The organism is Streptomyces sp. NPDC031479 (genome assembly GCF_055581065.1).
Map to the genome: position 1 here is coordinate 147,079 of NZ_JBVIKC010000002.1, position 12,500 is coordinate 159,578.

Annotated in this window: 12 protein-coding genes and 1 tRNA gene; 9 read left to right on the top strand and 4 right to left on the bottom strand. The window is 73.4% G+C overall.

Features of this window, described 5'->3' with window-relative positions:
- The first annotated feature begins 1 nt into the window (after position 1).
- The 3 genes from ACZ5D2_RS03230 (at position 2) to ACZ5D2_RS03240 (ending at position 2,908) form a co-directional block, all read left to right on the top strand.
- On the top strand, positions 2–925 hold the full coding sequence (locus tag ACZ5D2_RS03230; RefSeq protein WP_371679295.1) for an aminotransferase class IV: 924 nt from the start codon (positions 2–4) through the stop codon (positions 923–925).
- Positions 913–1,860 (top strand): AEC family transporter, encoded by a 948-nt coding sequence (locus ACZ5D2_RS03235; protein WP_371679297.1) that lies wholly within the window; start codon positions 913–915, stop codon positions 1,858–1,860. Before ACZ5D2_RS03230 ends, ACZ5D2_RS03235 begins: the two co-directional genes overlap by 13 nt.
- 85 nt (positions 1,861–1,945) lie before the next feature.
- Positions 1,946–2,908 carry a TauD/TfdA dioxygenase family protein gene (locus tag ACZ5D2_RS03240; RefSeq protein WP_371679298.1) on the top strand — a complete coding sequence of 321 codons (963 nt, stop codon included), beginning with the start codon at positions 1,946–1,948 and terminating at the stop codon, positions 2,906–2,908.
- 50 nt (positions 2,909–2,958) lie between these two features.
- Here the strand turns inward: ACZ5D2_RS03240 and ACZ5D2_RS03245 are convergent.
- Positions 2,959–3,043 (bottom strand) — tRNA-Leu (locus ACZ5D2_RS03245).
- Positions 3,044–3,211: 168 nt separating this feature from the next.
- Here ACZ5D2_RS03245 and ACZ5D2_RS03250 point away from each other — a divergent pair.
- The 3 genes from ACZ5D2_RS03250 (at position 3,212) to ACZ5D2_RS03260 (ending at position 5,889) form a co-directional block, all read left to right on the top strand.
- Complete coding sequence (locus tag ACZ5D2_RS03250; RefSeq protein WP_468926875.1) at positions 3,212–4,537, top strand: M20/M25/M40 family metallo-hydrolase; 1,326 nt, start codon at positions 3,212–3,214, stop codon at positions 4,535–4,537.
- Between the two features lie 137 nt (positions 4,538–4,674).
- Positions 4,675–4,908 carry a chaplin ChpH gene (gene chpH, locus ACZ5D2_RS03255; protein ID WP_030238980.1) on the top strand — a complete coding sequence of 78 codons (234 nt, stop codon included), beginning with the start codon at positions 4,675–4,677 and terminating at the stop codon, positions 4,906–4,908.
- A 150-nt stretch (positions 4,909–5,058) separates the two neighbouring features.
- A complete protein-coding gene (locus tag ACZ5D2_RS03260) occupies positions 5,059–5,889 on the top strand; it encodes a chaplin (RefSeq protein ID WP_371679300.1) in 831 nt (276 codons plus the stop codon).
- Between the two features lie 39 nt (positions 5,890–5,928).
- On the opposite strand, the gene ACZ5D2_RS03265 is transcribed toward ACZ5D2_RS03260, so the two are convergent.
- Entirely contained in the window at positions 5,929–6,117 is a 189-nt protein-coding gene (locus ACZ5D2_RS03265) for a DUF5703 family protein (protein WP_356223034.1), read from the bottom strand.
- Positions 6,118–6,164: 47 nt separating this feature from the next.
- Between ACZ5D2_RS03265 and ACZ5D2_RS03270 the strand changes: the two genes are divergently transcribed.
- On the top strand, positions 6,165–6,824 hold the full coding sequence (locus ACZ5D2_RS03270; RefSeq protein WP_371679302.1) for a hypothetical protein: 660 nt from the start codon (positions 6,165–6,167) through the stop codon (positions 6,822–6,824).
- Positions 6,825–6,913: 89 nt separating this feature from the next.
- Here the strand turns inward: ACZ5D2_RS03270 and ACZ5D2_RS03275 are convergent, their stop codons facing one another.
- Positions 6,914–9,295 (bottom strand): helix-hairpin-helix domain-containing protein, encoded by a 2,382-nt coding sequence (locus ACZ5D2_RS03275; protein WP_371679303.1) that lies wholly within the window; start codon positions 9,293–9,295, stop codon positions 6,914–6,916.
- Positions 9,292–10,275, bottom strand: a complete 984-nt coding sequence (locus ACZ5D2_RS03280) for an aldo/keto reductase (protein WP_371679304.1) — start codon at positions 10,273–10,275, stop codon at positions 9,292–9,294. Before ACZ5D2_RS03280 ends, ACZ5D2_RS03275 begins: the two co-directional genes overlap by 4 nt.
- 108 nt (positions 10,276–10,383) lie before the next feature.
- On the opposite strand from ACZ5D2_RS03280, the gene ACZ5D2_RS03285 reads away from it, so the two are divergent.
- Together ACZ5D2_RS03285 and ACZ5D2_RS03290 are read left to right on the top strand one after the other, a co-directional pair.
- Positions 10,384–11,433 carry an LLM class F420-dependent oxidoreductase gene (locus ACZ5D2_RS03285; RefSeq protein WP_371679305.1) on the top strand — a complete coding sequence of 350 codons (1,050 nt, stop codon included), beginning with the start codon at positions 10,384–10,386 and terminating at the stop codon, positions 11,431–11,433.
- A gap of 230 nt (positions 11,434–11,663) precedes the next feature.
- Positions 11,664–12,452, top strand: coding sequence for a ferritin-like domain-containing protein (locus tag ACZ5D2_RS03290; protein WP_371679306.1), 789 nt, complete (start codon positions 11,664–11,666; stop codon positions 12,450–12,452).
- Positions 12,453–12,500: the final 48 nt, after the last annotated feature.

Below are 12,500 nucleotides of genomic sequence, written 5' to 3' on the forward strand. Positions count from 1 at the left end.
GGTGTCCCCCTTGCTTCCCTTCGACCAGCGAACCGGTCAGATCTGGCTCGACGGCGACCTCGTGGAGTGGGCCGACGCCACGCTGCACGTGCTCACCCACGGCCTGCACTACGCCAGCAGCGTCTTCGAGGGCGTACGCGTTTACGCCGGCGCCCCCTTCATGCTGCACGAGCACATCGCACGGCTGCGCACCTCGGCCCGCATCCTCGACTTCGACCTCGAACACGACGACGAGACGCTCCACCGGGCGACCCTCGACGTCGTCGCCGCGGCCGGCATCACCGAGGGCTACGTCCGCATGAACGCCTGGCGCGGCTCCGAGGTCATCCAGACCGCCGCGCTGAAGACCTCCGTACACACCTCGGTGGCCGCCTGGGAGATCCCGGCCGGCTACTACGCGGCGGCCGACGCCCTCCAGACGGGCATCTCCCTGGTCACCGCCGACTACCGGCGTCCCTCCCCGCAGTACGCCCCGGTCAAGAGCAAGGCCGCCGGCAACTACATGATCGGCACGGTCAGCAAGAACCATGCCCTGCGGGCGGGCTTCGACGACGCGATGCTCCTCGACGACCGCGGCCACATCGTGGAGGCGACCGGCGCCCACATCTTCTTCACCAGGGGCGGCACCCTCCACACCCCCACCACGCGGTGCACCATCGACGGCATCACCCGGGCCTGCGTCCTGGCGATCGCCGGGCACGAGGGCATCCCGTACGAGATCGGCGACCTGGGCCCGGAGTTCGTCGCCGAGGCGGACGGCGCGTTCATCTGCGGCACCGCCTGCGAGATCCTCCCCGTCGCCCGCATCGACGACCACCACTACGACCTGCGCGGCAACGAGGTGATCGGGCGGCTGATCACCGGATACCACGACCTGATCGCAGGCCGCAGCCCGGTGGAAGTGCCGCACGCATGGGGGCGCTGACGGCCCTGGAGAAGCTGCTGCCGGTGGTCCTGGCCTTCGGCTGCGGCGTTCTCCTCGCACGGCGCAAGGTGGTGCCGGCGGACAGCTCCAAGGTCTTCGCCGACTACGCCTTCCTCTTCGCGGTCCCGTGCTACCTGTTCGGCAACATCTACGCGAGCGACCTGGCCGCCCTCTTCGACTGGAGGGCGATCGGCGGCTACGCGGCAGCGGCCGGCTGCGCGGTCGTCGTCATCGGCCTCGTGGCCCGGCTGACGGGGGTCCTGGACCCCCGGGGCGTAGCGCTGCGGATCATGGCCGGCGTGCAGGTGAACACCGCCTACTTCGCCGTACCGGTGTTCATCATGCTCTTCGGGAACGCGGCACCGATCTTCCCCGTGCTGCTGTTCCAGGTCTGCGTGCTGTCCCTCGTGGTCATCTCGATCATGGAACTGGGCCGTCCGGCCACCGGAGGTCCCGGCGTACGGCTCGCCCGGGCCGTCGGAGCCTCGCTCGTGACGCCCGTGGTCCTCGCCTGCAACGCGGGCATCCTGCTCAACCTGCTGTCGGTGCACCTGCCGAAGGCGGTCCTGGACAGCTTCGCGTTCGTCGGCGACAGCGCCTCCCCGGTGGCGCTGTTCGCCCTCGGCCTGCACCTGGGCGGCGCCGGCCTCACGATCCGGGGCACCACCCTGGAGGAGGTCTGGCTCATCGCCTTCAAGTGCGCGGCCTTCCCCTTCATCGCCTGGGCCGTGTGCCGGTACCTCTTCGGCGTCGAGGGCGAGTGGCTCAGCTACCTCGTCCTGATCGCCGCGATGCCGGCCCCGCAGAACCTCTTCATCTTCGCGCAGCGCTACGACGTCGACGTCGCCATGTCGGCCGAGCTCGTGGTCAAGAGCTCCCTGGCGTCCCTGCTCCTGCTGCCCCTGTGGGTGCAGTGGACCGTCCACTTCGGCTGACGCCGGAGCGGGCGGTCCCGCACCCCTCCCACGCATCGCCCCTCCCCACCCTCCCCACCCTTCTTCCGAGAGGCGGATCCGAACCGTGATCCAGACCGAGCGAACCAGCAGGATCTCCGTCCGCCAGGTCGCCGGGCGCATAGGCGCCGAGGTGTCCGGAGTGGACCTGCGCGAGGATCTCGACGACGCCACCGTCGCCGAGATCCGGCAGGCCGTGCTCACCCACCGCGTCCTCTTCTTCCGCGGCCAGGAGCTCGACCACGCCCGGCACGTGGCCTTCGGCCGCCGCTTCGGCGACCTCACCCGCCGCCCCGGCACCAAGCACGGCGTCTCGCCCGAGGGCTTCCCCGAGGTCCTCACCGTCGACGCCAAGGCCGACGTCGAGCGCTACGGCAAGAACTTCGAGGAGCACTACCGCCGCAAGTGGGTCTCGCCCATCGCCGGCTGGCACAGCGACCTCACCCAGGCCGTGAACCCGCCCGACCTGTCCATCCTGCGCGCCGAGACCACCCCCGACTTCGGCGGCGACACCCAGTGGACCAACACCGTGGCCGCCTACGAGGGCCTCTCCCCGCAACTGCGGGGCCTGCTGGACACGCTCCAGGCCGAACACGCCTTCTTCACCGGCGTCCACCTGCGCCACTCCGACGAGCGCGACCGGCAGATCCTCAAGATCTACTGTGAGGACCCTCAGGTCGCCGTCCACCCCGTCGTCCGCGTACACCCCGAGACGGGGGAGAAGGCGCTGTTCGTCAGCCCCGGTTCCACCACCAGGATCGTCGGCTTCAGCGAGATCGAGAGCCGTCACCTGCTCGACCTGCTCTTCCAGCACATGACCAGCGCCGAGTACACCGTACGCTTCCGCTGGGAGCCGGGCAGCATCGCCTTCTGGGACAACCGGAGCACCTGCCACTTCGCCCCGACCGACTTCGGCCACCTCGACGTCGACCGCGTCATGCACCGCGTCACGGTCCTCGGCGCACCCGCCACCGGCCCCGACGGCTTCGTCTCGGAGCTCGTCGAGGGCGACCGGCTGGCAGCCTGGTAACACCCGGAGAACGAAGAAGGACCCCGCCGGAGCGGGGTCCTTCTCTCTTGTGTCCGAGGGGGGACTTGAACCCCCACGCCCGATAAAGGGCACTAGCACCTCAAGCTAGCGCGTCTGCCATTCCGCCACCCGGACAAGGTGTCTGTCTCGCGTCCCTCGCGGGCCGTTCCGACGTGGAAAACATTACCAAACATTCGGGGCCCCCGATCACACCCCCCGGTGACCGGGGAACGCCCTTGGGCGGAGCGGCCCGGAGCGGGAGGATGGGGACGTAGCCGGTACTGATCAGTGGGAGGAAGCAGCGTGAGCGAATCGGGCACGGGCAAGAACGTCTCCGGCGAGGACGAGGTCGTCGACCTCTGCCGGGACCTCATCCGGATCGACACCAGCAACTACGGGGACCACTCGGGACCGGGCGAGCGCAAGGCGGCCGAGTGGGTCGCCGAGAAGCTGGCCGAGGTCGGGCTGGAGCCGCAGATCTTCGAGTCGCACAAGGGGCGCGCCTCGACCGTCGCCCGTATCGAGGGCGAGGACCCCTCCCGGCCCGCGCTGCTGATCCACGGGCACACCGACGTGGTCCCGGCCAACGCCGCCGACTGGACCTACGACCCCTTCGCGGGCGAGATCGCCGACGGGTGCGTGTGGGGCCGCGGCGCGGTCGACATGAAGGACATGGACGCGATGACGCTGGCCGTCGTCCGCGACCGCATGCGCAGCGGCCGCAAGCCCCCCAGGGACATCGTGCTGGCCTTCCTGGCGGACGAGGAGGCGGGCGGCACGTACGGGGCCCGGCACCTCGTGGACAAGCACCCCGGGCTCTTCGAGGGCGTCACCGAGGCGATCGGCGAGGTCGGCGGCTTCTCCTTCACCGTGAACGAGAACCTGCGGCTCTACCTCGTGGAGACCGCCCAGAAGGGCATGCACTGGATGCGGCTCACGGTGGACGGCACCGCGGGCCACGGCTCCATGACCAACAACGACAACGCGATCACCGAGCTGTGCGAGGCCGTCGGGCGCCTCGGCCGCCACCAGTGGCCGGTGCGCGTCACCAAGACCGTACGGCACTTCCTCGACGAACTCTCGGACGCCCTCGGAACCCCGCTCGACCCCGACGACATGGACGCCACCCTCGCCAAGCTCGGCGGCATCGCCAAGATGGTGGGCGCCACCCTGCGCAACTCCGCCGCCCCGACCATGCTCGGCGCCGGCTACAAGGTGAACGTCATCCCCGGCCAGGCCACGGCGCACGTCGACGGCCGCTTCCTGCCGGGCTACGAGGACGAGTTCTTCGCCGACCTCGACCGGATCCTCGGCCCGCGCGTCAGGCGGGAGGACGTGCACGGGGACAAGGCCCTGGAGACGGACTTCGACGGGCGACTCGTGGACGCCATGCAGGGCGCCCTGAAGGCCGAGGACCCGATCGCGCGCGCCGTCCCGTACATGCTCTCGGGCGGTACGGACGCGAAGTCCTTCGACGACCTCGGCATCCGCTGCTTCGGCTTCGCGCCGCTGCAGCTGCCGCCCGAGCTCGACTTCGCCGGGATGTTCCACGGGGTGGACGAGCGGGTGCCGGTCGACGGGCTGAAGTTCGGTGTGCGGGTGCTCGACCGGTTCATCGACAACGCCTGACGGCCCGAAATCGCGCGGGTGTGCGCATTCCACTGAGAAGAGTGAATGCACTCATACGCTCGTAGCCCTGGTGATCCCTCCTCGTTACAGGTGGTGCGGTCCGCGGCTGGGACCGCACTTGCCTACTAGGAGGAACAATGCTCAAGAAGGTTGTCGCCGCTGCGGCTGCCACCGGTGGTCTGGTTCTCGCGGGTGCCGGCCTCGCCGCCGCCGACGCGGGCGCGCAGGGTGCGGCCATCGGCTCCCCCGGTGTCCTGTCCGGCAACGTCGTCCAGGTTCCGGTCCACGTGCCCGTGAACGTCTGCGGCAACACGATCTCCGTGATCGGCCTGCTCAACCCGGCCTTCGGCAACACCTGCGTCAACGCCTGACGCGCCTGAAGTAGTGGCCCCGGAGCGCATCCCAGCGCTCCGGGGCCGCCGGGCTTTCCGGCCCGGACCACACCTCTTCGGCGCGGCAGGCGGGGGAGCCTGTACGGCCTGTGCGCCGACCGACACGTACACACCAGGGGACGAGTACAGATGCGACGACCGGTTCAGGTCACGAGGAAGACGCTGATCACGATGGCGGCGGCGGGGGGCGTCCTCGCGATGGGCGGCGGTTACGCGCAAGCCGACTCCGGGGCGTCCGGACACGCCGCGAACTCACCGGGCCTGCTGTCCGGGAACAACGTGCAGGCGCCGGTGGACGCACCGGTGAACGCCTGCGGCAACACGATCTCCGTGATCGGCCTGCTCAACCCGGCCTTCGGCAACACCTGCGCCAACACGTCCGGCGCGCCGCAGCACCAGGGCCACCCCGGTCACCCGGGCGGCGGGCACGACGAGCCCTGCGACGACGAGCCGGGCCACCCCGGCAACCCGGGCACCCCGGGCGGACACACCCCGGGCAACCCCGGTACTCCGGGCGGACACACCCCGGGCCATCCGGGGACCCCGGGGACTCCCGGCGGGCACACCCCGGGCAACCCCGGCACCCCCGGCGGGCACGTCCCCGGCAATCCCGGTACTCCGGGCGGGCACACCCCGGGCAACCCCGGTACCCCGGGCGGGCAGACGCCCGGGAACCCCGGTACTCCGGGCGGCCACACCCCCGGTACGCCGGGCGGGCAGACGCCGGGCAACCCGGGCACCCCGGGCGGGCAGACGCCGGGCAATCCCGGTACTCCGGGCGGCCAGACCCCCGGCACGCCCGGCACGCCAGGTACTCCCACCGGACCCGGCACGGGTTCCGGGACGCCCGGACTCGCCGCCACCGGCGCGGGTGACGTCATGACCGCCGGAATCCCGCTCGCGGGCGGCCTGCTGCTGGCCGGAGCCGTGCTCTACCGGCGCGCCCGCAACGCCGCCTGACGGCACTGCGACGCGGGCCCCGCCCTCAGGGGGCCCGCGTCACCAGGTCGCGCGGACCTGACGGATGATCCGGCGGCGCAACCGCACGCGGCGGCTGCCGTCCCGGTACAGGGCCATCCGGTCCAGCTCCCAGTGCCCGTATTCCGCATGATCGGTCAACAGGCGGGTCGCCTCCTGGCGGGAGGTACCGCGAGGCACGTACACGTCGACAAATTCGTATTCCGGCATCGCATCTATTGTGCGGGCACCGGCCCGCTACGGATAGCGTCTGCACTATGTCTGATGCCGCTCTGCCCACTGTTGCCGAGGTACGCGCCGCCGCCGAGGCGGTCAAGGCCGCTCTCGACCGTCACCTCGCCGCGGTCGAGAGCAGGATCGGGGACGAGGACCCGGCCGTCTACGCCGCCTTCAACGAACTCGCCGCCGCCGCCGAGGAGTACGACGAACTCCTCTACGACCGCTACGACGAGGTCACCCCCTTCGAGATCCCCACGCCCGAGGACGGTGTCGCGTACACCGGCCCCGCCGAGCCCGCCGCCTTCAGCGTGCTCATCCGCCGCGACTACGCCGTCGTCGAACCGGCCCGGCTGATCGCCCAGGCCGAGCGCGTCGCCGCGCACGACCGGGACGCCGAACTCGTCGACGACGCGGGCACCGCGGGGGCGCTCGGCGTGCTCTTCGGGGAGTACGAGCCCGACGAGATCGCCTCCCGCTACAAGGAGTTCGGCCTGGAGGAAGGCGACTCCACCCTCTGGATCGCGGCGCTGGAGGAGGTAGCCGAACCGGGGGACTGGCTCAACTCGCCCTTCGGGCAGACCGATCCCCAGGACGTGGTGCACCGCTTCGACGTCAGTTCGGTCTTCGACGAGGACGTCGAGGACGAGGACTTCGACGAGGAAGAGGAGGCCGCGGCCCCGGGCCCGGTCCCGGCCTGAGCCCACCGGCCGCGGGCCGTCGCAAGCGCACGGCGCGCCGCGCCCCCGCCCCGCCGTCCTCGGCGGGGCGGGGGCGCGGCCCTCCTCCGCTACGCCTGCGGCTGCCGATCCGCCGTCAGCGCCCGCAGCAGACCCGTCAGACGGGTCGTACGGGGCTTGGGCAGCACCTCGGCCACCGCGCGCGGCAGCGCCTGGTCCACGCCGTGCACCACCGACAGGTGCCGCTCGGCCCGCCCGAACGCCGTGTACACCCAGTCCCGGGACAGGGCCTGTGCCGCGTCCCCGGGCAGGACGACGACCACCGCGGGCCAGCGCGCCCCGACGGCCTGGTGCGCCGTCACCGCCCAGCCGTGCCGCACCTGCGCCTCCACCCGCTCCTTCGGTACGACGACCCGTACGCCCGCCACGTCCAGGTGCAGCCCCTGCGCGTCGGCCGACACCACCCGGCCCGGCACGGCCCGTCCCGGCGCGGGGACGTGGACGACCCGGTCACCGGGATCGAAGCCGCCGAACCGCCCCGGGCCGGGGTTCAGCCGCTCCTTGAGGGCCGCGTTCAGCGCCCGGGTCCCCGCCGCGCCACCGTGGCCCGGGGTGACGACCTGCACGGCGTCCGCGGGGATCCCGAAGGCGCGCGGCACCGATTCGGAGACCAGCTGCACGGTGCGGTGCACGGCCTCGCCGGCATCGCGCACCGGGACGATGACGATCTCCTTGCCGGGGGCCTCGACCTGGGTCAGCTCCCCGACACCGATCCCCGACACCAGCTCGCCGAGCGGGCCCGGGTCCGGCGTCCGGGACACCACCTGGGGACAGGCGCGGGCGGCCAGCACGTCGGCGAACACCCGCCCCGGCCCGGCCGACCCGAGCACCCCGGGGTCGCCGGAGAGCACCAGACGGGCCCCGTCGGGCACCGACTCCACCAGGGCGGCGGCCGTCTCCACGTCCAGCTGCGGGGCGTCCAGCACGATGAGCAGGTCGAGGTCGAAGCGGCCGTCGGCGTCCCGTCCGGGGCCCTGGGTCCCCGAGAGCAGCCCGGCCACGCCCACGGCGTCCCCGGTGGGGGCGTGCGCGGCCAGGGCGGCCCGCAGGCCCAGCTTCCGGGCGGCCGCCAGCAGGGCCAGCGGCTCGGCGCGGGCGGCCTCGCCGCCGGTGTGGGTGACCAGGCCGTGGCCGGCGACGGCACGGACCAGCTCGGCGCCGGGACCGGTGGCCACCCCGGACCAGTCGGCCAGGCCGCCGAAGGTGCCCGTCAGCCGGGCCAGGCCGTCGGCCAGGCTCTCCTCGGCCAGGGCGTGTTCCTCCAGGCCCACGAGGATCCGTACCGGCCGCGGCTCGTCCTCCTCGTCGCCTCCGTCGCCCCCGTCGCCGCCGCCGGTGTCCGCCGCCCGCGGGCCGGGCTCGCCCAGCGGTTCGTGGAACACCAGGACCGCGCCCTCCCCGATGGCCGCCTCCAGGGCCTCGGCGGGGGCCGGCACCCCGTACTGGACCAGGGCCTTCTCCAGGACCGGGGCCTCCAGCGCGGTGTGCCCCTTGAGGGCCGCCTGGTCCAGGAGCCAGCCCAGCAGGGCCGCGCCCCGGCGCTCGTCGGCGGGACCGGCCGCGGCGCCCAGCAGGGCCTGCGCGAAACCGTCGGCCTGCGCCGGGCGCACCCCGGGGACCGCGAGCAGCCGCCAGGGGTCCTCGGCGAGCAGGTCCGCGGCTCCCTCTCCGAGGGCCTCGGCGGCGGCCCCGGCGAGGCCCTCGGGGGCCCCGCCGCGGGTCAGTACGGCGCGCACCGCGCCGATCTCCTCGGTGGTGGGGGCGGGCGCGGCGGCGGGGGCCGTGGCGGGGCGGGGCTGCGGGGGAGCGGGGGCCGCCCGGCGGGGGGCGGCGGGCGCGTCGTCGAAGAAGACGGCGGAGGGCTTGGCGCCGCTCTCCACGGCCCGTACGGCGGCCAGCAGGTCGGCGGCCTTGCCGCTGAGCTTGGCGCCGGCGTCCACGGGGGCCTCGCGTTCCGCCTTGCGGCGTGCGATGCGCTCCCGCTCGATCTTCTGCGCGGCCAGCTCGGCCTGCGCCTCGGTGAGCCCGGCCGGCTCCGCGCCGGGGGCTTCGGCGGCGCCGTCCCCGGTGGCGGCCGCGCCCGCCGGGGCCTCGTCCCCCTCGGCGGAGGGGTCGGCCGCCTCGGAGGGACCGGAGGAACCGGAACCGGACTCCCCGGCCGGGATCTCGACGCCGTCCGCGTCCGCGCCCCCGTCGGCCGGGGCCTCGGCGTCGCCCGCGGGTTCGTCGGCCGGGGTCTCGTCGCCGCCGGCGTCCGGTCCGTCGGTCGGGGGTTCGCCGTCGCCGTCGCCGTCGGCATCGGTGGTCGGGGGTGCGGGGTGGTGGCCCCCCTCGGCGGGGGTTTCGCCGAGGCCGGGGGTCGCCTCCGGGGTGGCGGCCTCTTCCGGGTCCTCCGCGGTGGCGGGGCCGGTGGCCTCGGGGTCCGTACTCACAGCGTGCTCCAGTCCTGGTCGGGGTAGCGGTGCACGGGCGCCGACACGTCGTCCAGAGCCCGGCAGATCTCCTCCGGAAGCGTAAGGGTCTCCACCGACAGCGCCGCCCCGAGCTGGGCGGACGTCCGCGCGCCGACGATCGGGGCGACCACCCCCGGCCGGTCCCGGACCCAGGCCAGCGCCACCTGGAGCGGGGTGACGGCCAGGCCCTGCGCGGCGGTCACCACCGCGTCCACGATCCGCCCGGCGGCCTCGTCCAGGTACGGCTCCACGAAGGCGCCCAGCGACTGGGAGGCGCCCCGGGAGCCGGCCGGGGTCCCGTCCCGGTACTTGCCCGTCAGCACCCCCCGGCCCAGCGGGGAGGAGGGCAGCAGGCCGACACCGAGGTCCAGCGCGGCCGGGAGCACCTCCCGCTCCACGCCCCGCTGCAGGAGCGAGTACTCCATCTGCGTCGACGCGAGCCGGGTCCGGGTCCCGGGTGCGGCCAGCTGCCAGGTCGCCGCCTTCGCCAGTTGCCAGCCGCTGAAGTTGGAGATCCCGGCGTAGCGGGCCCGGCCGCTGCCGACGGCCAGGTCGAGCGCCTGGAGGGTCTCCTCCAGCGGGGTCGCCGGGTCGAAAGCGTGCACCTGCCACAGGTCGACGTAATCGGTGCCGAGGCGGTCCAGGGAGTCGTCCAGGGCGGCCAGCAGGTGTCCGCGCGAGCCGTCGAACCGCCGGTCCGGGTCGGGCACGCTGCCCGCCTTGGTCGCGATGACCAGGTCCCGGCGCGGCACGAGGGAGCCCACCAGCTGCCCGAGGAGGTACTCCGCCTCTCCGCCGCCGTACACGTCGGCCGTGTCGACGAGCGTGCCGCCCGCCTCCCAGAACGTCCTCAACTGCTCGGCGGCGGCTTCCTCGCCGGTGTCACGGCCCCAGGTCAGGGTGCCGAGGCCGATCCGGGAGACGCGCAGTCCGGTGCGGCCGAGATGCCTCTGCTCCATGAGCGCTGAGACTACTGGGGCACTGCCGCACGGCGGCCGGGCGCGCTACAGTCCCCCGCAGACCCACGTTACTGATCGGTAAAGCGGCACATCGTAAGGGGACGACACATGCGGCTCGGCATCAACCTCGGCTACTGGGGCGCGGGCATGGACGCCGACAACCTCGCCGTCGCGCAGGAGGCGGACCGCCTCGGCTACGACGTCTGCTGGGCGGCCGAGGCCTATGGTTCCGACGCGGCCACCGTGCTCGCCTGGGTGGCCGCCCAGACGGAGCGGATCGACGTCGGCTCGGCCATCTTCCAGATCCCGGCCCGTCAGCCCGCGATGACGGCGATGACGGCCGCCACCCTGGACTCCCTGACCAAGGGCCGGTTCCGGCTCGGCCTCGGCGTCTCCGGCCCGCAGGTCTCCGAGGGCTGGTACGGGGTGAAGTTCGACAAGCCCCTCGCCCGGACCCGGGAGTACGTGGAGATCGTCCGCAAGGCGATGAGCCGCGAGCGCCTCTCCTACGACGGCGCGCACTGGACCCTCCCGCTGCCCGGCGGCCCCGGCAAGCCGCTCAAGCTGACCGTGCACCCCGAGCGCGAGCACATCCCTCTCTACATCGCCGCCATCGGGCCCAAGAACCTGGAGCAGACCGGCGAGATCGCCGACGGCGCCCTGCTGATCTTCCCGGCCGCCGAGCACCTGGAGGAGACGGCCCTGCGGCACATCCGCGCCGGCCGTGAGAAGGCCGGACTGACGATGGACGGCTTCGACGTCTGCCCGACCGTCCCGCTGGCCCTCGGCGAGGACGTGAACGCCCTCGCGGACGTGTTCCGCCCCTACACCGCCCTGTACGTCGGCGGCATGGGCAGCCCCAAGCAGAACTTCTACAACCAGCTCGCCCAGCGCATGGGGTACGAGAAGGAGGCCGCCGAGATCCAGGCCAAGTACCTGGGCGGCGACAAGGACGGCGCGGCGGCCGCCGTGCCGCACTCGCTGATCGACTCGACCACCCTGCTCGGCTCCGTCGAGCGGATCGCGGACGGGATGCGCGCCTACGCCGACGCCGGGGTCACCACCCTGACGCTCGCCCCCGCCGGCTTCACCCTGGACGAGCGCCTCGCCGCCCTGCGCGCCGGCACCCGGGCCCTGGAGCTGGCCGGCCTGTCCTGAAACGCGGACGCCGCCCGGCGCACGGGGAGCGGTGCGGGGCGGCGTCCGGATCGAGGTCTGCGGCCGTGGTGGGGGCTCGGGGGGTCTTCCCCGCCACGGCCGACACAGCCAACAACGCGCGGCCGGGCCACGGGGTTACGCCCCGGGGCCCGGCCGCGCGGCTCGTTCATTCGGCCGAGTCGGGCGAGCCCTCGGTTGCCCGCCCGGCAGATCCGCATTTGACTCGTTCCATGCTCTCTGCCCGCAGCCTGTTCCAGGAGATCGTCGGCCACGACGACTCCTTCCAGCTGTTCTGCTCCATCGCCGCCAGCGGGGAGTCCCAGGGCGGCTGGGAGAACGCCAGGATCGCCGCCCTCGTCCCCGACGGCATGCGCGACCTCGCACCCAAGATCACCCGGCACGGCGCGGACGAGGACAAACACGGCCGGATCTTCCGGGCCCTGCTGCGCAACCGCGGCCTGGCCCCCGTCCCCGTACCGCCCGAGACCGACTACACGATGCTGCTGGAGCGCCGCGGCATCGGCCTCGCGCACGACAAGCTGCGCCGCGAGGAAGCGCTGACCGAACGGGACATCGTCGTCTACCTCGCGCACAGCCGCGTCACCGAACAGCGCGCCTCCGAGCAGATGGTCCTGCTGGTGAACCACTTCGGCGACCACCCCGAGATCGGCAAAGCCGTCCGCCAGATCAGCGGCGACGAGGACAACCACCTCGCCTACTGCCACGAGGAACTGCTGCGTCTCGCCCGCGCCGGCCACGGCCGGACCATCCAGCGGGTGCTGCGCGAGAGCGCGCTCGCCGAGATCGCCGTCCACCGGGACGTCAGCCTCGCCGTCATGGCCCACATGGGCCGGCTGCTCCGCTGGCCCGCGCCCAAGGCCGCCGCCCTGGCCGCCGGCATCCGCGGGATGTACGCGTACGAGCGCTTCGGCGGCTGGCACCGGATGGTCGGCCTGCGCCCTCCGGAGCGGCGCGACCCGCTGGGCGGCGCACCCGCCACCGCGCACGGCCACGCGTAGGCCCTCTCCCGCCGGCCTCGCCCGCCGCTACAGCCGGCCGCCGGCCCC

What these genes read in the sequence shown, in the direction of transcription:
- chpH (WP_030238980.1), top strand. Translation starts at nt 4,675, where the DNA reads ATGCTCAAGAAGGTTGTCGCCGCTGCGGCTGCCACCGGTGGTCTGGTT.
- ACZ5D2_RS03265 (WP_356223034.1), bottom strand. Translation starts at nt 6,117, where the DNA reads ATGCCGGAATACGAATTTGTCGACGTGTACGTGCCTCGCGGTACCTCC.
- ACZ5D2_RS03260 (WP_371679300.1), top strand. Translation starts at nt 5,059, where the DNA reads ATGCGACGACCGGTTCAGGTCACGAGGAAGACGCTGATCACGATGGCG.
- ACZ5D2_RS03235 (WP_371679297.1), top strand. Translation starts at nt 913, where the DNA reads ATGGGGGCGCTGACGGCCCTGGAGAAGCTGCTGCCGGTGGTCCTGGCC.
- ACZ5D2_RS03270 (WP_371679302.1), top strand. Translation starts at nt 6,165, where the DNA reads ATGTCTGATGCCGCTCTGCCCACTGTTGCCGAGGTACGCGCCGCCGCC.
- ACZ5D2_RS03280 (WP_371679304.1), bottom strand. Translation starts at nt 10,275, where the DNA reads ATGGAGCAGAGGCATCTCGGCCGCACCGGACTGCGCGTCTCCCGGATC.
- ACZ5D2_RS03285 (WP_371679305.1), top strand. Translation starts at nt 10,384, where the DNA reads ATGCGGCTCGGCATCAACCTCGGCTACTGGGGCGCGGGCATGGACGCC.
- ACZ5D2_RS03290 (WP_371679306.1), top strand. Translation starts at nt 11,664, where the DNA reads ATGCTCTCTGCCCGCAGCCTGTTCCAGGAGATCGTCGGCCACGACGAC.